This is a genomic window from Paenibacillus sp. MT124, assembly GCF_058792755.1.
Map to the genome: position 1 here is coordinate 1,400,171 of NZ_CM179500.1, position 19,848 is coordinate 1,420,018.

Here is a 19,848-nt window from a genome sequence, read left to right on the forward strand (position 1 = left end):
AACCTGAAGAAAAACTGTAGAAGCGGATCAATGGATTTCGTATTTTAGTAGAGCGGGAAGGCAGGGGGAGTTGTGGAAGTAGCTGACCATTATATTCAATTGCGTATGGCGTTTCCAAACGTTCATGATGATGAAGAATGGCCAACGACGATTGGAGAGCTGGCACACCATTTGTGCTGCACCATGCGTAACATGAATTTGATCATGAACAAGTTTATGGATAACAACTGGATTAGGTGGAGTCCGAGGCGTGGCAGAGGGAAAAAGTCCTTGCTTGTCTTTCAGGCACCGCTGCTTGATGTAGCCCGTGAACGTTTTGATCGCCTGCTGCAGGGCAACAGGCTGGAAGAAGCCTATCAGCTGGCCGCGAGTCTGCCTTTTTCGTTACGGGAAATGTTAATGCAGGGTTTACAGGACCAGTTTGGTCTTCGTTCAGACCAGGGTGCCATGGGAAGGACAGATATCTTGCGGATCCCACAGAACTTCCCATTTGAGACCTTGGATCCGACCCGGGCGGCCATGTGGGGAGAAGTGGGCATTGTCGCAGAGGTATTCGATCGCCTGGTACGCTATAATGCTGAACGTCGCATCTGTGAGCCGAGTCTTGCCGTGGCTTGGGAGAGCAACCTTGAAGGAACAGAATGGACATTTTATCTGCACAAAGGTGTTCTATTTCATCATGGCCGAGTACTGGATGCAGAGGATGTGAAGTTCACATTTGAACGAATCCTTGAGGATACCGGCAATCCCTGCCGGCCGCTGTTTGGCACCATTGCGAAGATCGAGACATTTGATGAGCTGACGTTACGTTTTACGTTATCTAGCTCAAACTTCATGTTCCCGGATCTGATGAGCAGCATGTGTGCGTCGATTTTGCCGCGGGATGTGGCGTTCGACCGGATGCATCCTGTTGGAACAGGACCTTATCGTTTAACGCGCAATCACCCCAGACTGCTGGTTTTGGATGTATTCCCTTCCTATTTCAGAGGGCGTGCCTACATTGATCGGGTTGAGGTGTGGCAGCTCCCGCAGTCCGGACTCGTAGAATCGGTGATCAAGCAGGATTTGTTTCCGGATGGAGCGCCTCATGCTGTACAGCATGAAGTTCAGGGCGGAGTATATATGACGTTTAATATGCGCAGAGAAGGTCCGCAGCAGGATCTTTATTTTCGCCAGGCAGTGCAGCAGCTGCTGAATCAACAGGAGATGATGGATGCGTTCCGGGATACACGTAATCAGCCTGCATACAGCCTGGTTCGGGATAATGATGGGGATACGATGGAAGTAGAGCTGGGCAGCTTACCTGTACGAGAGAAACGAACGAGGCCACTGGATTTCATCACAGATTCCTCATTGGCCCAAGCGGAAGAACTGCTTAACCGAAGCAGCTACGCGGGCCAGACGCTGAGGTTATGGGTAGAGGATGGGCAGAAAATGGAGACGGACATGCTCTGGTTTGTACAACGCTGTCAACGGATCGGACTGCATATCGATATCGTTCCAGGTGATCCCGTAAGTGCGGTGTACCATGATGAATTCAGGTCATGTGATCTCGTGTATACGGGGGAAGTGTTCGATGATCATGTCATGCTGAGCCTGTTCATCATGTTTACCTTTCAGAATACATTGTTCCTGGTTGCCATGGATGATGATCGGAAAAAGGAGTTAGACATGGAATGCAGGCGCATCGTAGGAATTCGGGAAGGTGGCGAACGAATGGCAGCACTGCTGGGGGTAGAGACCAAGCTGATCGAGGAGGCGCTGCTGCTGCCCACATATCGTTTCAAGGAGGAACATGCTCATCATGCCTCACTTCGTGATTACAATGTGGTGGGATATGGGATGCCAGATCTACGCCGTCTGTGGGTGAAACGCAAACCGGACGCTGATCCTAAGGAAGCAAGTTATCCGGCCTACATCCCGCTGTGGTAAGTGATACACAGCGGGATGAGCCTTGTAGTGAACAGCTACTCTTCGTTTTTCTTAATAAACTCAATAGGTTTCGCACCCGGTTCCATCAAGAAAGGAATGGAAATGGAACGGGCGTTATTCTCTTGATCGACCTGGAAAGTAAACGTGATTTTGAGTCCAAATAAAACAAGCAGGACGGAAAAGGTATCATTCCCTGTGTATTCCATGGGCATTTCAATCTCGTTGAATATCGCTTGTAATCCGTCCTCTTTCAATTGGATGGACAATTCTCCGTAACCGGCATGAACATAGGTACCTGCGTAGGTAATTAGAGGTCGCTCAAGGGGCATAATTTTTGTATCATCTTGTGCATCATCCGTTTTTTCCTCAGCATCGTTCACTGGTGTTGCCGCGGGATCCAACGTTTCAGGCGCATCCGTAACTGCAGATTCCGCTGATTCCTCGCCACTCATCAATTTGGCCATCTTTTGGCTCCAATCCACAGGTTCCTTTTCTAGTAAACGGTCCATGATGTGAAATGTAATGGTATAGGGGATTATGCTTCCATGTGTATTACATAGTACTACAATCCCGATCTCTTCTTCCGGCAAAAAGGCGACCTGTGAACTAAAGCCATCAATAGCGCCCCCATGATGAATCAACGAATGTCCACGATAAGGTTCGATGAACCAACCCAGTCCGTAAGTGCTGACAGGCATCTCTGGACCATGAAACGGAGAATCACATGGCATTTGCGGACTGTGCAATGCTTCCATTTGTTCCTTGGAGATGAGCTGCTGTCCATCATGCTGCCCCTGATTCAATTGCAAGCGTAACCAGGCTATCATGTCTTCCAGATTGCTATTCATGGAGCCTGCCGGACCGATTGCATCGATGTTTCGATAAGGAATTCGTACATTTTCGCCGTCTTTCTCCATATAAGGAACAGCAAAATCAGGCTGGAGCTGCATTTGATCCACGGAGAACAAACTGGATGTCATCCCCAGCGGGTCAAACAGGCGATCCTGAACGAAGTTCTCCCAGGTTGTTTCCTTCAGCTTTCCGACGAGAAAGCCCGCAGTCATGTACATCAGGTTTTGATATTGCCACTTATTTCTGAAATCCTCATTCGGCTCAAGATACTGTATAGCATCTACGAGCTCTTCCCTGGTTCGTGAAGAGTTGTACCATACCATTTCATGCCTGGGGAGTCCAGAGCGATGACATAGCATATCACGAATGGTCAGGCGTTCCGTAGCGACAGGGTCGAACATTTTAAAATCATCCATATACGTTTTAACAGGCGTATCCCAGTTCAGCAGTTCTTGATCGACTAACAGGGCAGCGGTTGCTGCCGTAAAAGCTTTTGTACTGGACCCGATGGCAAAGAGAGTGCTTGGTGTTACTTCGAGTTTGGATTCCAGGTCGCGATACCCATAGCCTTTTTGCCAAATGACCTCATTCTTGTGAATTACAGCGACCGCGGCGCCAACACCCTTCCAGGTTTGCAGCTGTTCAGCTACAAATTCATCCAGTCCGTCCAGTAATGAGCGATGTTTTGTGGTAGTCATTAGTATCCCTCCAATAAAAATATGAAGTGAGTTCAAACAAATCAAAACTCGTATGTAGTTGACATCCAAGAAGTTGTTCAGTATCAACTATGCCTTTTCTGGATAAAGTTAACATCGGACCCGAGACTGATTTGCCTGTGATCACTTGTCCTAACAAGGGAATAGAAAGCTTGTCAAACCAGTCCGCATAAATCGAACAAGTCCCTCATAGACATGTACTAATCAAGTAGGGGTTCTGCTGTACGCACAATCCTGAAGTGAAAACATTGTGCTAAAGGGGATGATGTCATGCGCCGAATATCATGGATGCTTGCCATGGTATTGGTCTTATCGGCCTTACTTGCCGCCTGCGGGAAGAAGGATGCGGCAGCCGTGGTCAAAGATCTGAACGAAGTCGTAGGAGAGATGGAGAGTTACCAGGGAGCAGGTGTTATGACACTGCATACCGGAGATACGCCGCAGCAGTATAAGGTCGAGGTGTGGCATCAGAAGCCTTCATATTACCGAATTGCACTTACCAATGCCAAAAAGGATGTCACCCAGATTGTACTCCGCAACGACGAGGGCGTATTCGTCCTCACGCCAAGCCAGAACAAAAGCTTCCGTTTCCAAAGCAACTGGCCGGATAACCAGGGACAGGTTTATCTCTATGAGACACTGATTCGCAGCATCACAGGTGATACAACACGTCAGTTCGCAGATGAGAAGGAGAGCTACGTATTTGATGTAGCTGCCAATTATAATACGCACGCACTGGTGAGACAGAAGATCTGGCTGAACAAAAGTGATTATGCACCCAAACAGGTGGAGGTCTCAGACTCCAACGCAAACGTCGTCGTAGATGTTAAATTTGACAGCTTCAAGTTCGGTGCCGAATTCGGCAAAGATGCTTTTGATATGCAGCGCAACATGACAGCAGGCACAGAAGGGAATAGTGGAACAGACACAACGAATCCGGCCGAGCAGGCAGGAGAAAATGGCACCAAGGAGCCAGCAAGCTCCGAGACTGCTCCAGGTCAAGAACCGACTACAGGTTCTGCTGAAGGGGTCACTGATGGACAAACCGGTGTGAGCGAAAACCCGGAACAACAGGGAGATCAGGACCCGGCGAGTGGTGAACCAGGCACAGAGGAGCCTACCATGACTGAACCGGAAGGAGCCGGCAGTTTTGGCGTGATTGAACCGACATACGCTCCGGAAGGCGTCAAGCTGAAGGATGATCAAATTGTGGAGGAATCCGGCGATTACTCGGTTATGCTCCGCTACGAAGGAACGTATAACTATACGATCTTTGAAGCCAGACCGCAGGATAGAGCTGTATCACTAGCACCATCTCGCGTAGTGGATCTTGGATTCACTTTGGGAATGATTAGTGGAGACGCTTTACAAACGTTAACATGGATGACCGATGGAATTGAATACAGAATCACGAGCGCGGATCTGCCGGAGAGTGAAATGGTTCAGATTGCGACATCGATGCAGGAGCAGTCAGGTAAATGATGTAATAGGTATAGTCGTTAGGGCATTAGGAATGCTAAGGAGCATCGGGGACTTGTTCTCCGGTGCTTTTTGATGTACACAGTTAGGTTGCCGCAGCATATGATGGAGAGGAAAAGCAGGACATTTCGTAATGGGTATTGCTTGAGAAATGAACAGTGAAATGGGCAGGTTGACCCAATAAATGCAAAACACGCTTATATGCGGGATGAACCGGGTAAGTAATCGGTATAGGCAGAGAGAGAGGGCGTGAGGCTGCATTTTGGACTCATGTTCGTATCGCTTATCCGCCTGTTTCTTCATCCGCTTCCGGCTTCGCCATTATGCTGGGCATACTTTTTGAGTCGCCGTTCTTCTGCTCATTTGACAGTCACATGCTTGAGCATTACGATGGAGTCTGATATGTGAGCCGGATTAAGATGACTAGAGAAGGTGACAGAACGTGCAAGGACAATATCGGCCGACCCAAGCGGAGATCAACTTGGATCATTTGAGTAGCAACGTAGACGCTTTCCGCGCGGTTCTGCCGCAAGGCATGAAGTTTCTAGCTTGTGTCAAGGCGAACGCTTATGGACATGGAGCTGTGGAGACGGCCAGAGAACTGGAACGAATCGGAGTGGATTATCTGAGTGTCGCTTTTCTGGACGAAGCGCTTGAACTGCGACAAAATGGAATCAAGGCTCCGATCTTGGTATTGGGTTATACACCGCCTGAGGGTATTGCTGTAGCCAGGGAACAAGATGTGACCATAACGCTGTTCAGCAGGGAAGTGCTTGAAGCGATTCGTGATCTGGATACAGGATCGTCTCAGAACCAATTGAAGGTTCACATCAAAATTGATAGTGGTATGGGACGCCTGGGTCTGCTGCCCGGCGATGAAGCTATTGCTTTCATCCAGGAAGCAGCAGCAATGGATCAGGTCCTGCTCGAAGGCATGTTCACTCATTATGCCAAGGCGGATGAAGAAGACAAGACCTATACACTGGAGCAGTATCGACGGTTTCAAAGCGTGGTTGAAGCGCTGCGGGATCAGGGATGTGTCATCCCGATTATACATACGGCGAACAGTGCAGCTGCTATTGATACACCGGAATTATCCTACAATATGGTGCGAGTGGGTATCAGTCTGTATGGGCTGTACCCTTCCGCCGAGGTGAATCATCAGGTAGTGAAACTGGTCCCGGTATTGACACTGAAGACAAAAGCGGTTCTGGTCAAAACACTGCCGCCTCATTGGGGGGTCAGCTACGGAACCCGTTATGTGACACAAGGGAACGAACGAATTGCGACCCTGCCTATCGGCTATGCAGACGGATTTTCAAGAATGCTGACAGGTAAAGCTCAAGTGCTTGTACGTGGCCGCCGCGTTCCCGTCGTCGGTACGATCTGCATGGATCAGTGTATGGTGTCGCTGCAATCTTTCGCTGAAGAGGCGGAAGAAATTCAAGCCGGCGAAGAGGTTGTCCTCATCGGTCACCAATCTGATAGTGTGATTACCGCAGATGAAGTGGCCTCCCAGCTTGGTACGATTGCCTATGAGGTGATCTGCATGATGGCTCATCGGATTCCGCGAATCTATTTCCGGAACGGTGTCGAAGTCGCCAAGGTTAATCCTCTTTTGACATCCTGACAGGACAACTGGACGCTATTACCAATAAACTTTTTTTCGGAACGGAAGGAAAAGTGTCGGAGCATCTCGAATGTTGTTATATTGACGAGGATGAAAAATCCTGAAAAGAGATGTTTGGTCTGTACGAATATTGCCCCCCATGTTTATAATGGAGTACAGCATACTTGATATACTCGGGGCATATATATTCCTTTGTATAAAAGTTCTGGAAAAACGTAATACTGGTTCACAATGGCGAAAGGTTTGTGGGGGTGGAAGATAGGTGGCCAACTTGCAGAACACCAAGCGGATTATGATCAGTTTGCCTGATCATCTCCTGCAGGAAGTGGATGGCATCGTAGCGCTGGAGAATTCCAACCGCAGCGAATTGATTAGGCAGGCCATGAAGCTGTATTTGACCGAACGGAAGAAACGTTACATCCGTGAGTCCATGCAGCGCGGGTACATGGAGATGGCAAAAATTAATCTGACCATGGCATCCGAGGCCTTTCACGCGGAGGAAGATGCGGACAGCACTCTGGACCGCTTAGTTAGCGGGGTGTAGACATTGATCGTAAAACGCGGTGACGTTTTTTTTGCGGATCTTTCTCCCGTTGTCGGTTCGGAGCAAGGTGGAGTCAGGCCGGTGCTGGTCATCCAGAATGACATCGGTAACCGGTTCAGTCCAACGTGTATCGTGGCGGCTATTACCGCCCAGATTCAGAAGGCAAAGCTGCCGACGCATGTCGAGATTGATGCTGCGGCTCATGGCTTTGACCGGGACTCTGTGATTTTGCTCGAACAAATACGGACGATTGACAAACAAAGACTGACTGACAAGATTACCCATCTGGACGAGGAGACCATGAAATTGGTTAATGAGGCGTTGCAGATCAGTCTGGGTTTGATCGATTTTTAGGTTGCTTGGCACCGGGTTTGGGCTGCCAGCAATCCGCCCGTAGCGGGATGTTCCTTGCGGGAACACACAATTACAGACAACATTTCAGAGGAGCGTATCGCGGCCCAAGGGCTGCGGTGCGCTCTTTTGTCTGAACAAAAATGAAAGCGTAGAACATTGGCGTGCTTTTCGCTATAATGGAACCTGAGAAACCGTTTACGCCAAAGATGTATATAGAGGTGGAGGAGACATATGAGCATTTATATCAATGAAGAGAAACTACAATTTCATTTACAAACCCGCAAGGCAAGTTACGTATTCCAGGTGCTTCCTTCGGGATATTTGGTACATCTGTATTATGGCAAAAAATTACGCGACTCAGATCTGAGCTGGCTCCATGTTCGGACGGAACGCGCTTCCTTCAGCCCGAATCCGGTACCTGAGGACCGGACGATCTCATTCGATACCCTGCCGCTGGAGCTGCCTGTTTACGGAACAAGTGATTTCCGTAACCCGGCCGTACAGCTTCAACTGGAGAATGGTTCAAGTGTCTCGGAATTCACGTATGTTGGCCATCGGTTGGAGAAAGGCAAACCTGCTCTTCAGGGGTTGCCGGCGACTTATGTGGAGGCTGCAGACGAAGCAGACACACTTGTTATTGAAATGGAGGATCGCGTGGCAGGAGTCCGCATCGAGCTCTCCTACACAGCTTATTCGTCCTTTAATGCAATTACGCGGTCGATGCGTATCATTAATGAGAGCGCTACCTCGGTGAATGTGGCTCGTGCACTAAGCACATCCGTAGATTTCCCGCATGCTGATTATGAACTGCTGCAGCTGTCAGGCGCATGGACGCGGGAACGCGATATTGTTCGTCGCCCACTGGCTTCTGGCTTGCAGGGCGTGGAAAGCCGCCGTGGTTCAAGCAGCCATCAACAAAACCCGTTTATCGCGCTCATGACGCCAGGTACGGATGAGGATCAGGGGGAAGTGTACGGTTTCAGTCTCGTATACAGCGGAAGTTTCACAGCGCAAGCGGAAGTGGATCAGTTCCACACCACACGTGTATCACTCGGCATTAACCCGTTTGAGTTCAGCTGGAAGCTGGAATCGGGAGTAGCTTTCCAAACACCTGAAACGGTCATGGTATATTCGGATGCAGGACTTGACGGCATGTCCCAGTCTTATCACGAACTTTATCGCGAACGGCTTGCTCGCGGCAAATTCCGCAATACAGAGCGTCCGGTATTGGTGAACAACTGGGAAGCGACGTATTTTGGTTTTAATGCAGACAAGATTGAACAGATTGCCCGTGCAGGGAAGAAGCTTGGCATCGAGCTGTTTGTATTGGATGACGGCTGGTTCGGACATCGCGACAGTGACAATTCCTCGCTGGGTGACTGGATTGTGGACAAGAACAAGCTGCCTCAAGGTCTGGATGACCTGGCGAACCGGGTAACCGCACTCGACATGCAGTTTGGATTGTGGTTCGAGCCAGAGATGATCTCGCCGGATAGTGAATTGTATCGCAAGCATCCGGACTGGTGCCTGCATGTACCTGACCGTCGCCGGACAGAGGGCAGACAGCAGTTGGTGCTGGATTTTTCCCGCCAAGACGTTCGGGATGAAATCGTCCGTATGCTGAGCGACGTATTGGGATCTGCGCCGATTTCGTATGTGAAATGGGACATGAACCGGAATATGACGGAGATCGGCTCTGCGCTGCTGCCTGCGGACAGACAGCGTGAGACAGCTCATCGCTATATGCTTGGATTGTATGAGGTGATGGAACGGATTACGTCTTCTTTCCCTAATATTTTGTTTGAAAGCTGTTCAGGTGGTGGCGGTCGTTTCGATCCGGGTATGCTGTATTACATGCCGCAAACGTGGACAAGCGACAACACGGATGCTGTATCCCGTCTGCGCATCCAATACGGGACAAGTCTCGTGTATCCGGTAAGTTCCATGGGATCGCATATCTCGGCCGTACCGAATCATCAGGTTAACCGCATTACATCGCTGGAGATCCGCGGACATGTTGCCATGTCGGGTAACTTTGGCTACGAGCTTGACCTGACACGTTTCACAGAAGAAGAGAATGCCATTGTGAAGGCTCAAGTGGAGCTGTACAAGGAGATTCGAGGCACCATTCAGTATGGCACGTTCCGTCGTCTGCTCAGTCCGTTTGAGGGTAACGAAACGGCATGGATGTTTATCGCACCAGATGGAAGCGAAGCGGTTGTATTTTATTTCCGCGTCTTGTCCGAGCCCAATGCTCCTCTCCAACGTCTGAAGCTGAAAGGATTGGATCCTGACGCCGATTACCGCCTGAAGGGCAGCACCGAGACGTATACGGGCGATGCATTGATGTATGGCGGAATTTCCGTAGGCCGTGCCACAGGAGATTATTTGAGCGAGATGTTCCGTTTCGAACGGGTATAGGTAATCCTGCGTTTAATGCAGTGCTTTTCGGGGAAGACCGGAATACGTCGGGGTGACGTTTTTCGGTCTTTTCTTATGGGTTACGCGAAGCAATGAACCATAAACTTCACTGTAAGAACTTGTAACTGGTAGGAATGCTGGAAAACGGAACGGGATTTTGTGATAATATAGGGAAGAGCAATCTGCATGAGTGCAGGTTCGATACTGTGATTACAGCAGCATAGCTGCCCTGAACATGCTTAATCTGAAACGATTCAGGAAGGAAAGAGGGATTTATTTGTCTGAACAGGGAACGGTTCTGGAACCCAATGAAGAAACAATAAAGGCGGAACGCCAGGAAAGAATCATCAAACAGGTAGCCAAGGAACTGTCACTGGCCTTGAAGCAGGTGCGCACGACGTCAGAGCTTCTGGAAGAAGGCAATACGATTCCGTTTATCGCCCGCTACCGTAAAGAAATGACTGGAGAGCTGGATGAGAACCAGCTGCGACTGATTGAGGAACGTCTCGTATATCTGCGTAACCTTGAGGATCGCAAAGTGGAAGTCATCCGTATTATAGAAGAACAAGGTAAATTGACGGGAGAACTGAAAAAGTCCATTACCCAGGCTGTGAAGCTGCAGGAAGTAGAGGATCTGTATCGTCCTTATCGCCAGAAGCGCAAAACGCGTGCCAGCGTAGCGAAGGAAAAAGGTCTTGAGCCCTTGGCCGTATGGATCTGGAGTCAACCGAAACAGGGGAATGTGCTCGAAGAAGCTGCGCGTTACATCAATGCAGAGCTTGGAGTGGACGATGCAGAAGCAGCCCTTCAGGGAGCCAAAGACATTCTTGCCGAGAACATCGCTGATGATGCTGCCATTCGTGCGTGGATTCGTCGCTATACGCTGGATCATGGCATGTTGACTTCGGAAGCGAAGGATGCGGAGCAGGAATCGGTCTATGAGAACTACTATGATTATCGTGAATTGGCCAAAAAAATGCCTCCGCACCGGATTCTCGCCATTAACCGCGGAGAGCGCGAGAGCATTCTGAAAGTAGGTCTGGAGGTTCCGCCTGAACCGGCCCATCGTCATATGGAAGGTCAGATCATCAAGGGTGCATCTGCAGTACAGGATGTATTGCGGGCTGTCATTGAAGATGCCTACAAACGTCTGATTGCACCTTCCATTGAGCGCGAAGTCCGGGCAGAACTGACGGAAAAGGGAGAGAGCCAGGCAATCTCCGTGTTTTCCGCCAATCTGCGTAACCTGCTGCTTCAGCCGCCGATTCATGGCAAACGTGTGCTCGGTGTCGACCCTGCTTATCGTACGGGCTGCAAACTGGCTGTAGTGGATGATACGGGCAAACTGCTGGAAGTCGCTGTTACGTACCCGACGCCTCCTCACAACAAAAAGCGCGAAGCAGCTGAGGTATTCCACCGGATGATCAAGCAGTATGACATCGGACTGATCGTTATCGGTAATGGTACAGCTTCCCGTGAAACGGAACAGTTTGTAGCCGAGATCATTCAGGAAAATGGCGATGAAAGCCTCGTGTACCTCATCGTTAATGAAGCAGGAGCAAGTGTGTATTCCGCTTCCAAGCTGGCGCAGGAGGAATTCCCTGATCTGGACGTAGCCGAACGCAGTGCGGCTTCCATTGCCCGTCGTGTACAGGATCCACTGGCTGAACTGGTGAAAATTGATCCAAAGGCCATTGGTGTAGGGCAATACCAGCATGACGTTTCTCAAAAGATTCTGGAGGAAAGTCTGAAAGCGGTCGTGGAATCTGCGGTTAACCATGTAGGCGTGGATGTGAATACGGCTTCGCCATCGTTGCTGTCCTATGTGGCCGGCGTGAATGCGACGATTGCCAAAAACATTGTGAAGTACCGCGAGGAAAACGGACGCTTTACGAACCGTCGTCAGCTGCAGAAGGTACCGCGTCTGGGTGCTAAAACCTATGAACAATGCGTAGGTTTCATGCGCATTGGTGAAGGTGAGAATCCGCTGGATCGTACACCGATTCACCCGGAATCCTACAAGGTCGTCGATCAGTTGTTCAAAGAACTTCAGGTGGAACTGGACAAGTTGGGCAGCAAGGAGCTATCCGTGCTTCTATCCGAACAGCAGCCTGAACAGCTAGCTGTGAAACTGGACGTGGGTGTGCCTACACTGCGCGACATTCTCGACAGCTTACAGCGCCCGGGACGTGACCCTCGGGAAGAAATGCCGCTGCCTATTTTCCGTACGGATGTCCTTAAAATTGAGGATCTGGTTGAAGGCATGGAACTTCAAGGTACCGTTCGCAACGTAATTGATTTTGGTGCCTTTGTTGATATCGGGATCAAAAGTGATGGACTTGTCCATATTTCACAGCTGAGCAACGGTTACGTCAAGCATCCAATGGATGTTGTTTCTGTTGGTGATAATGTAACGGTATGGGTGATGAATGTGGATACCAAAAAAGGCCGGGTCGGCCTGACCATGAAAAAGCCTGCTTCGAAGTAGACTTCCTAGTCCCATGACCCGAGAACAGCCTTCCCAGTTGCGGGAAGGCTGTTTGTTGTCGGCTCGAATGGCGTTGTCGACCGTTCCATATTCTTCGAATGAGTTAATGTAGGAAGAGAGAATGGGCTGTATACATGAAGAGTGGGGTTAAATTCTAGAGTTCACGATCCGCGCTGCGCGGTGTGCCATTAGCAGGTTTATTCCGGTAAAAGAACCAGCATTCGTTCAGCAGCTTGATCTGTCTGCTGTCTTTCTTGTGAAATGCACGCATCAGTTGATTGCAAAGCCATTGAGGCAAAGGGATCTCCTCCTCTTGCATAATTCATCTGTACGTTAGCATATGTGGCAACAGCCTGGACTGTGCGGATTAAGCCGCGCGAAACGTGTAAAAAACAGTGTCCGGCTTGTCAACCGACCTGTCGATTCAGATAAATTAAAAAGCGCAAATCCGGTTAAGGAAATGCGCTTACAGGTTAGGATGTGCACTTTTAGAAAAAGATAAATGAATCAGAGTGTTTCCATTTCTTCTTCGTACCATTGTTCCAGCTGGGCTTGAAGGGCCCGAATTTCGGTGAGTAAGGAAATCAAGGGATAATGCGTCTCGCGCAGTTTGGCGAAACTATGCTCAAGCGCATTGATGTAATCCAGCCCTCCGGTGATACTGAGCTGCTCGTTCAGAAGATCAAGGTCGTCACATTCAGCGATGGCCCAGGGCAGTACAGGTACATCCGCTGCCGTAAGTTTATCAATCTCTTTGTGCAGACGCAGGTTGAGTGCACTGAGTTGATAGGCGTAATCAGCGGGCATTTCAACAAACTCTAATTGCTGTTCCTGCTGCAGGATGACATAACGCATTGTAGGCATAACGTGTAATAATCTCCCCTCATACATTCTACTTGACAGTGTAGCCTACGAAACGGTTAAAATTCAAGTATTATACCGGAAAATGGAACCGTCCAAAGGGTGAGAAAGGAGGAGGAACCGGGTGGATAATGCTGAGCTGCAGCAGTGGATTGAGCAGGTATCGCTGGATCATTTCGGGGTTCCGTTTACCCACGAGGCCTTGTTTAATCGACGTCTGACGACAACCGGCGGCCGATATATGCTGAAGAGTCACCGAATTGAGATTAATCCACATCAGCTTGAAGCATACGGGCGGGATGAGGTTGAGAAAATTATAAAGCACGAATTGTGCCACTACCATCTGCATATTCGCGGACGCGGCTATCGCCACAGGGACCCGGAATTCAAGGCTCTTCTGCAAAAGGTAGGCGGTTCGAGGTTCTGTCAGTCCCTTCCGGATGGCAAGGGCAGGAAGCCGCAGCCTTATCGGTACAAGCTGGTATGCAAGAGCTGTGGAACGGAATATCTGCGTAAACGAAAAATGGATCCCAAACGTTACAGATGCGGCCGGTGCGCCGGTAAGTTGGCTCTTCAAACCATCTCTAACGAGTAGTGTTCATCCTAGTGGATATAACCGGCTTGAAGAGGGGATGCAATATACCTGTATGAGCTGTATTTCCTCCCTTTTTTACAGTTAGCAAGAAAGTATAGTTAAGATGTTGACTTGGCTTATTAATCATGATAAATTATGTTTATTCGAGATTATTCCCTGATAGCTCAGTTGGTAGAGCACTCGACTGTTAATCGAGTTGTCACAGGTTCGAGTCCTGTTCGGGGAGCCATTTCTTGGAGAGATACCCAAGTGGCTATAAGGGGACCCTCTGCTAAGGGGTTAGACTGCGTAAGCGGTGCGAGGGTTCGAATCCCTCTCTCTCCGTTTTGATTATACTTCTCTGCAAAGGGATGAGAACCCTAAAGGTTCGTCGGAGCATAGTCTTCGATAGCGATACATCGCAGTCTCGAACGAAGTGAGAGTATCCCTCTCTCTCCGTTCTGAATATACGAATAGAATCCCCTTCACATGAACCGTTGATCGGTTTGTTGTGAAGGGGATTTTTTGGTGTAGATCTTTCTTGGATGAGATCTGCAACGTAACCTGCCTACAGCGAGATTCCCAAAACCTCGTATAAACCCTTCTTGCCAGCATCGGTAACTTCAACAGAGCGGCTGCCAGGCTTCTTCCGGGTCCACTCGAGCTGCGAAAGTCTGCGTTCCAATTGTTCGCCCAGCAGTCCGGATATGTGGTGACGCCGCTCGCTCCAGTCCAGACATTTGCGGGCAATGGCACGTCTTGATCCCGGTTTAACCTGAAGATCAATTCCGAATGATGTAAACCATTGTCTTCCTTTCTCCGTAATGTGATAATCCTTGGCCTGATCTGCTTCCGGCTCCAGTAGATATTCCTCCCGCAACAATGCATCGCACAGTGCAATCCCAAGCTTACCAGCAAGGTGTCCGTAACAGGTACGAGCAAAGCTAAGATGCTGGAGCTGAATAGACTGTTTGAGCGATCTCACCTGAACAGGAGGGGCGATACTGCCCATCGTTTCAATCAGAAAGGCAATCTCCTGGCCAGCCAATCGGAAGTAGCGATGCCGTCCTTGCCGTTCTACAACTAGCAGCCCGCCGTCCACAAGTTTAGCAAGGTGGTTACTCGCAGTCTGGGGTGTTACACCAGCCATATAGGCAAGCTCGCCTGCAGGCAGGGCCTGTCCACCCAGTAGTGCTTCGAGAAAGACAGCGCGACTCGGATCGGCAATCAATGACGCGATAACAGATATATTTGGATATGCATTCATACTTCGATGATACTTGAACTGTTGGCGTATTACAATTGGGACAGGCCACCGCAGAGTTCAAACTTGTATTGAGGGGCCAAGTATGTGAGACAGGAGATGGAGCAAACCAATGAATTTCGAAAACGCGAGTAAACGATCTGCTGAGGAGGTAGTAACGGACCAGCATGAGACGATTAACCCAAGCATTTTATACTATGGCACACCCGTACTTCTCTTGAGCACCTTGAACGAGGATGGGTCAACGAACCTGTCGCCATTGTCCTCTTCCTGGGCGTTGGGGGATTGTCTTGTTCTTGGTTTGGGTATCCAGGGAAAAGCCTATGAGAACTTAAAAAGACATCCTGAATGTGTCGTGAATTTGCCGGATGCGTCCATGTGGAGAGCTGTCGAATCTCTGGGGCGTTATACGGGTACATATCCAGTTCCTGAGGAGAAAAGACAGATGGGTTATCAATTTTGTTCGGAGAAATTTGAAGCAGCCGGTTTAACCACTCAGGATTCGCTTCGTGTTAAACCTCAGAGAATAGCCGAGTGTCCGCTTCAGATTGAGGCATCTGTACAGCATATCCGCACGCCGGAGCATACGCCTTTTATGGCCGTAGTCGAAGTGAAATCGCTGGAGGTACATGCACATAAGAAGCTTATATCTGGACTGAATAAAATTAATCCGGCAAAGTGGAACCCTTTAATCTATAATTTCCGCCATTATTACGGATTAGGAGAGCGACAAGGGGAGAACTTCCGCGCTGAATAGGGATCGGTATAAACAGAAAGGATAGAAACAGACTATCTTTATAAGAGGGTTATACAGGAAAGTAAAGTGGAGGCCTTATAGGTCTCTTTTTTTGTGCCAACTGAAATAGAAGGAAGTTGCTGTATGGATTATTTATTGAACAGGGAATGGGTAAATAGTAAAGAAGGATACATGTAAGCATATACATAAGCGTATTGCATCAATCCAGTAAGTGGTGATCTATCTGCAAAATGCTGACATAAGAGAGGTGGCTTGAGAATGGAAATGGAATATTTGATGCGAGTTCTCATAGCAGGGATCTGCGGGGTCCTTATCGGGTATGAACGCAAAAACCGGATGAAAGAAGCGGGAATACGCACTCATTTTGTGGTCGCTGTTGGTGCAGCGTTAATGATGATTGTCTCAAAGTATGGATTTCAGGATCAGGCAGGCTGGGCTAATCTGTCGCTTGATCCTTCCCGGATTGCAGCACAGGTGGTTAGCGGTGTAGGGTTTATTGGGGCCGGAATGATCTTTACGCAGCGCCATACCGTCCGGGGATTGACGACAGCCGCTGGCATCTGGGCAACGGCAGGTATGGGACTGGCAGTGGGTGCTGGACTCTACTGGACGGGAGCAGGTGTAACCCTGCTGATCGTGCTCGCACAGATGCTGCTGCATCGGCCGACACGCTGGCTAATTTCCGCAAGAACAGAAACGTTAACCATTCGCCTGGAGCAGGAAGCAGACAGCCTGAAAGCCATATTGGCACTGCTGGGGCAGGAGAAGATTTCGGTCATCGGATTCAGGACGGAACAACAAACAAGCACAGGCTCGGCTCAGGAGACTGTGCTTGAATTCACCGTTCAGATGCCCGGGTCCTTCCGGGGAGAACAGTTGATTGTACTGCTGCAGGACGTGCCGCATGTGAGATCCGTCGAGTTGAAGTGAGAGATCGTGTGATTTCCTGACAGGACCGAATTTATTGACCGCCTTCAGCAACGATTTCGGGCCGGGAGATCGGTTTGCCGTCCAGTACAGAGTGAATGGCATGGGCGACACCATGTTCTACATTGGTTAATGTTATAGCCTTGGCAAGGGCTTGAATCTCCGGTTCACCATTGCCCATGGCGATGCCCAGTCCTGCCATTTTCAACATGGAAACATCATTGAAATTGTCGCCGATAGCTGCCGTATCTTCCATGGAGACATTGAGATGGGCAGCCAGTTTAGTAAGAGCATTACCTTTGGACACATCGGGATGCTGCATCTCGAAGTTGTGCTCGGAGGATACCACCATCGCGACATCCGATCTGGAGGCAAAGTAGGCTCTTCCTTTCTGCAATTGATCCGGGTCGAGTGAGAAGGCCATAATGTTGTAAATGTAAGCTTCTGCAGGAATCTCCTGATGGGATTGAACACGATGGTAGTCTTTCTTGTCATAATGCTTCTTAACAGCGCGAATCAGGCGCTCAACGTCCTCACCAGGACTTGTACCCAGGATTCGGTCCATCTCGGCAAGCATCGTATCATGGCTGCTGATTGGGGCGTATATTCCCTGCTGAGTGGACGCTTCATAATAGCACTCATGATCTTCGAGCCACTGCATGACAGATGCTGCTGTCTCACGTTCAAGCGGAAGATGATACAGACGGTTCCCGTCAGCATCATGAATCGTGGCTCCATTGGACCCAATGACTGGAGTGTTAATCCCGCCTTCTTGGCAAATGCCGACAACGTCCGAATAGACGCGACCCGTTGCAATCGTAACTTTCAACCCTTCTTGCTGGGCCCGGTGAATGGCTGCTGCATTTTCCGGGCTAATCTGGCTGTCTCTGTTTAGAAGCGTTCCATCCAAATCCGTAGCAAATAATTTCATCACCTTACAACTCCTTATCTTCTGTTGGTTCAGGAATGAGAATCTCAACCTGTTGTTCATTCAAAAAGTTACGCCATTCGTCTGATGGCCATTGGTCGGTAATCAGTACATCAATCAGTGACCAGTCGGCAAAACGGTACCCGTAACGTTTATCAAATTTGGAATGATCTGCGAGCACCAAGACCTCTTTGGCCGCCTGCATCATTTTTTGCTTAATCTTGCCTTCTTCTTCGGAAGCGCTGAATCCATCCATCGTAATCCCGCCAATACCGATAAAGGCTTTATCCACGTAATAATGGGAGAGTGTTTCGATCACAGATGCGCCGTAAACATAACGTTGTTCCTTGTCGACTTTGCCGCCAAGTAAACGAATATGGACAGCCGAGTGATTGGAGAGAAGATCTGCGGAATGAATGGAATTGGTGATGACTGTACATGATTTTCCATTCAGATGCTCAGCACAAGCCTGCACCGTCGTGGAAGAATCCAGAATGATGTTTTCGCCTTGGCGGACCATGGCGGCAGCGAGTTTGCCTATAGCTCTTTTTTCTTCTGAAACATGGAGCAGGCGATCCTTGTATGAGATATATTCACGGGGAGGAGAGGGGAGGATGGCGCCGCCCCGTGTTCGGATAATGGCGTCCTGTTCTTCCAGCTTAATCAGATCTCTTCGAGCCGTGTCCCGCGAGACGTCAAAAAGGGTAACGATCTCGTCTGCCGAGATCCGGTTATGTTTGCGAAGGTGTTCGATAATGAGCTGCATTCGTTCTTCCTGAAACAAGCATGCCGCCTCCTTGCTAATGAGTGACCATGATACTGATAACCTAATTATAAGTATTTGCAATTTAGTTTGCAATATTTTAAGTGAACATAAGTTTTTATAAGTGTTTTGATATTATTTTAACAGGATGTAAGGATTCTGATGACATTGATATGAAATTCCGATCTCTCAGATGGTATACACCAGTTAAACGAGCTTATTATCTTGAAAAATGATCTTTAAAAAAAGCGTTAGATAAAAAGCAAAAAAAGTGTTGCACTATTTTTATGTAGTGTGGTATACTCATTCTTGTCGCCAAGAAAGACAGCTTGTTAATAAGGCCCGTTGGTCAAGGGGTTAAGACACCTCCCTTTCACGGAGGTAACAGGGGTTCGAATCCCCTACGGGTCATATCTTCACCACCTTTTTAATAAGGAAACCTCGCAAGTCATTGTTCTTAAAACAAGAGATGATATGGCACATCGGTGAAGTTACAGCAAGAGCCATTAGCTCAGTTGGTAGAGCACCTGACTTTTAATCAGGGTGTCGAAGGTTCGAGCCCTTCATGGCTCACCATTTATACAATTGAATATGCGGTCGTGGTGGAATGGCAGACACGCTATCTTGAGGGGGTAGTGGGTGTATACCCGTGGAGGTTCGAGTCCTCTCGACCGCATTACATGTAAACGTTAGGAAATAGACTCTCGTGGATATCCATGAGAGTCTATTTTTATTTTTTTCATATATCTATGTGAAAACTGCTCATGGATGAAGAAGGGCTGAGGATTAATATCTGTTGTGGTATAATTGTCTATATAATGTTGCCGGAGAATTACGTTATGGTGCAAGATATGGATTTTAGATATTATGGTTGGAAGGCGGTCCTGTATGCAGTCGATATATGAGCGAATTGAACACCTGATTGCCGAGCGAGGGATGACAAAGAAAGCATTCTGTCAACAACTGAAGATCAGCACCGGGAATCTGGGTGATTGGAAACGTGGAAAGTCAATTCCAAGCACGAATAAACTGATTGAGATCGCTGCGTTTTTTGATGTGAGTCTGGACTGGCTCATGATTGGACGTCCATCCAAGGAAGCGATGGTACGGGAAAAACGGGAGGATTATTTTTTTGGCGTGTTGCGGCAATTGGATTGCCAGCAGAGTGAATTATCGACCGAAGAGCAGTCTTTTATCAGCGAATATATTGAATTTACCCGTTATCGCAAGTCCAAGGAAAGCAGAAATGCTGCTGACTTTCGTTATAAGGAAGATGATAAATCCGAAACGGATGAATCGATCTAATGCAAAACCTCTGAACCAACCCGGATGCTTTCCGGAAATGGTCAGAGGTTTTT

Annotated in this window: 17 protein-coding genes and 5 tRNA genes; 16 read left to right on the plus strand and 6 right to left on the minus strand. The window is 48.7% G+C overall.

Translation table 11 applies throughout. The features are described 5' to 3' along the window. Positions 1–72: 72 nt before the first annotated feature. Complete coding sequence (locus AC3RCI_RS06390; protein WP_492528078.1) at positions 73–1,932, plus strand: ABC transporter substrate-binding protein; 1,860 nt, start codon at positions 73–75, stop codon at positions 1,930–1,932. A gap of 35 nt (positions 1,933–1,967) precedes the next feature. Here AC3RCI_RS06390 and AC3RCI_RS06395 read toward each other — a convergent pair whose 3' ends face one another. Continuing rightward, positions 1,968–3,482: a serine hydrolase gene (locus AC3RCI_RS06395; RefSeq protein WP_492528080.1), complete on the minus strand. Its 1,515-nt coding sequence runs from the start codon at positions 3,480–3,482 to the stop codon at positions 1,968–1,970. Positions 3,483–3,770: 288 nt separating this feature from the next. Here AC3RCI_RS06395 and AC3RCI_RS06400 point away from each other — a divergent pair, with 288 nt between their 5' ends. From AC3RCI_RS06400 to AC3RCI_RS06425, 6 genes are all read left to right on the plus strand, one after another. Next, positions 3,771–4,982: an outer membrane lipoprotein-sorting protein gene (locus AC3RCI_RS06400; RefSeq protein ID WP_492528082.1), complete on the plus strand. Its 1,212-nt coding sequence runs from the start codon at positions 3,771–3,773 to the stop codon at positions 4,980–4,982. A 439-nt stretch (positions 4,983–5,421) separates the two neighbouring features. Next, positions 5,422–6,609 (plus strand): alanine racemase, encoded by a 1,188-nt coding sequence (alr, locus tag AC3RCI_RS06405; RefSeq protein WP_336781076.1) that lies wholly within the window; start codon positions 5,422–5,424, stop codon positions 6,607–6,609. Between the two features lie 262 nt (positions 6,610–6,871). Continuing rightward, on the plus strand, positions 6,872–7,153 hold the full coding sequence (locus tag AC3RCI_RS06410; RefSeq protein WP_056699650.1) for a CopG family ribbon-helix-helix protein: 282 nt from the start codon (positions 6,872–6,874) through the stop codon (positions 7,151–7,153). A 3-nt stretch (positions 7,154–7,156) separates the two neighbouring features. Further along, positions 7,157–7,507: a type II toxin-antitoxin system PemK/MazF family toxin gene (locus AC3RCI_RS06415; protein WP_024630714.1), complete on the plus strand. Its 351-nt coding sequence runs from the start codon at positions 7,157–7,159 to the stop codon at positions 7,505–7,507. Between the two features lie 231 nt (positions 7,508–7,738). Next, positions 7,739–9,928, plus strand: coding sequence for an alpha-galactosidase (locus tag AC3RCI_RS06420; RefSeq protein ID WP_154892584.1), 2,190 nt, complete (start codon positions 7,739–7,741; stop codon positions 9,926–9,928). 277 nt (positions 9,929–10,205) lie between these two features. Further along, complete coding sequence (locus tag AC3RCI_RS06425; RefSeq protein ID WP_154892583.1) at positions 10,206–12,416, plus strand: Tex family protein; 2,211 nt, start codon at positions 10,206–10,208, stop codon at positions 12,414–12,416. A 154-nt stretch (positions 12,417–12,570) separates the two neighbouring features. Here the strand turns inward: AC3RCI_RS06425 and cmpA are convergent, their stop codons facing one another. Next, positions 12,571–12,714: a cortex morphogenetic protein CmpA gene (gene cmpA, locus AC3RCI_RS06430; RefSeq protein ID WP_095289070.1), complete on the minus strand. Its 144-nt coding sequence runs from the start codon at positions 12,712–12,714 to the stop codon at positions 12,571–12,573. Between the two features lie 209 nt (positions 12,715–12,923). Continuing rightward, a complete protein-coding gene (locus tag AC3RCI_RS06435; protein ID WP_110821371.1) occupies positions 12,924–13,280 on the minus strand; it encodes a hydrolase/acyltransferase in 357 nt (118 codons plus the stop codon). A 121-nt stretch (positions 13,281–13,401) separates the two neighbouring features. Here AC3RCI_RS06435 and AC3RCI_RS06440 point away from each other — a divergent pair, with 121 nt between their 5' ends. The 3 genes from AC3RCI_RS06440 to AC3RCI_RS06450 all read left to right on the plus strand — a co-directional run bounded on the left by AC3RCI_RS06440 (position 13,402) and on the right by AC3RCI_RS06450 (position 14,196). After that, positions 13,402–13,872 (plus strand): SprT family protein, encoded by a 471-nt coding sequence (locus AC3RCI_RS06440; protein ID WP_095289073.1) that lies wholly within the window; start codon positions 13,402–13,404, stop codon positions 13,870–13,872. A gap of 153 nt (positions 13,873–14,025) precedes the next feature. Further along, positions 14,026–14,101, plus strand: a tRNA-Asn gene (locus AC3RCI_RS06445). Between the two features lie 6 nt (positions 14,102–14,107). Then, positions 14,108–14,196: transfer RNA gene (locus AC3RCI_RS06450), tRNA-Ser, on the plus strand. Between the two features lie 223 nt (positions 14,197–14,419). Here the strand turns inward: AC3RCI_RS06450 and AC3RCI_RS06455 are convergent. Then, positions 14,420–15,118 (minus strand): ArsR/SmtB family transcription factor, encoded by a 699-nt coding sequence (locus AC3RCI_RS06455; protein WP_492528084.1) that lies wholly within the window; start codon positions 15,116–15,118, stop codon positions 14,420–14,422. Between the two features lie 109 nt (positions 15,119–15,227). Here AC3RCI_RS06455 and AC3RCI_RS06460 point away from each other — a divergent pair, with 109 nt between their 5' ends. Together AC3RCI_RS06460 and AC3RCI_RS06465 are read left to right on the plus strand one after the other, a co-directional pair. Next, positions 15,228–15,872 carry a flavin reductase family protein gene (locus AC3RCI_RS06460; RefSeq protein WP_492528086.1) on the plus strand — a complete coding sequence of 215 codons (645 nt, stop codon included), beginning with the start codon at positions 15,228–15,230 and terminating at the stop codon, positions 15,870–15,872. A gap of 258 nt (positions 15,873–16,130) precedes the next feature. Then, positions 16,131–16,802: an MgtC/SapB family protein gene (locus AC3RCI_RS06465; RefSeq protein ID WP_154892580.1), complete on the plus strand. Its 672-nt coding sequence runs from the start codon at positions 16,131–16,133 to the stop codon at positions 16,800–16,802. Positions 16,803–16,833: 31 nt separating this feature from the next. Here AC3RCI_RS06465 and AC3RCI_RS06470 read toward each other — a convergent pair whose 3' ends face one another. Then, positions 16,834–17,730 (minus strand): Cof-type HAD-IIB family hydrolase, encoded by an 897-nt coding sequence (locus tag AC3RCI_RS06470; protein ID WP_154892579.1) that lies wholly within the window; start codon positions 17,728–17,730, stop codon positions 16,834–16,836. 4 nt (positions 17,731–17,734) lie between these two features. Beyond that, a complete protein-coding gene (locus tag AC3RCI_RS06475) occupies positions 17,735–18,511 on the minus strand; it encodes a DeoR/GlpR family DNA-binding transcription regulator (protein WP_127538199.1) in 777 nt (258 codons plus the stop codon). Between the two features lie 318 nt (positions 18,512–18,829). On the opposite strand from AC3RCI_RS06475, the gene AC3RCI_RS06480 reads away from it, so the two are divergent. The 4 genes from AC3RCI_RS06480 to AC3RCI_RS06495 all read left to right on the plus strand — a co-directional run bounded on the left by AC3RCI_RS06480 (position 18,830) and on the right by AC3RCI_RS06495 (position 19,795). Beyond that, positions 18,830–18,901: transfer RNA gene (locus AC3RCI_RS06480), tRNA-Glu, on the plus strand. 89 nt (positions 18,902–18,990) lie between these two features. Then, positions 18,991–19,066: transfer RNA gene (locus AC3RCI_RS06485), tRNA-Lys, on the plus strand. Positions 19,067–19,083: 17 nt separating this feature from the next. Continuing rightward, positions 19,084–19,166, plus strand: a tRNA-Leu gene (locus tag AC3RCI_RS06490). Between the two features lie 212 nt (positions 19,167–19,378). Further along, positions 19,379–19,795: a helix-turn-helix domain-containing protein gene (locus AC3RCI_RS06495; protein WP_492528088.1), complete on the plus strand. Its 417-nt coding sequence runs from the start codon at positions 19,379–19,381 to the stop codon at positions 19,793–19,795. The last annotated feature ends 53 nt before the right edge of the window (positions 19,796–19,848 follow it).

Bases quoted from the DNA above. Each gene is read 5' to 3' on its own strand.
- AC3RCI_RS06395 (WP_492528080.1), bottom strand. From the start codon at position 3,482: ATGACTACCACAAAACATCGCTCATTACTGGACGGACTGGATGAATTT.
- AC3RCI_RS06495 (WP_492528088.1), top strand. From the start codon at position 19,379: ATGCAGTCGATATATGAGCGAATTGAACACCTGATTGCCGAGCGAGGG.
- AC3RCI_RS06470 (WP_154892579.1), bottom strand. From the start codon at position 17,730: ATGAAATTATTTGCTACGGATTTGGATGGAACGCTTCTAAACAGAGAC.
- AC3RCI_RS06400 (WP_492528082.1), top strand. From the start codon at position 3,771: ATGCGCCGAATATCATGGATGCTTGCCATGGTATTGGTCTTATCGGCC.
- AC3RCI_RS06460 (WP_492528086.1), top strand. From the start codon at position 15,228: ATGAATTTCGAAAACGCGAGTAAACGATCTGCTGAGGAGGTAGTAACG.
- AC3RCI_RS06455 (WP_492528084.1), bottom strand. From the start codon at position 15,118: ATGAATGCATATCCAAATATATCTGTTATCGCGTCATTGATTGCCGAT.
- AC3RCI_RS06435 (WP_110821371.1), bottom strand. From the start codon at position 13,280: ATGCCTACAATGCGTTATGTCATCCTGCAGCAGGAACAGCAATTAGAG.
- AC3RCI_RS06465 (WP_154892580.1), top strand. From the start codon at position 16,131: ATGGAAATGGAATATTTGATGCGAGTTCTCATAGCAGGGATCTGCGGG.
- AC3RCI_RS06420 (WP_154892584.1), top strand. From the start codon at position 7,739: ATGAGCATTTATATCAATGAAGAGAAACTACAATTTCATTTACAAACC.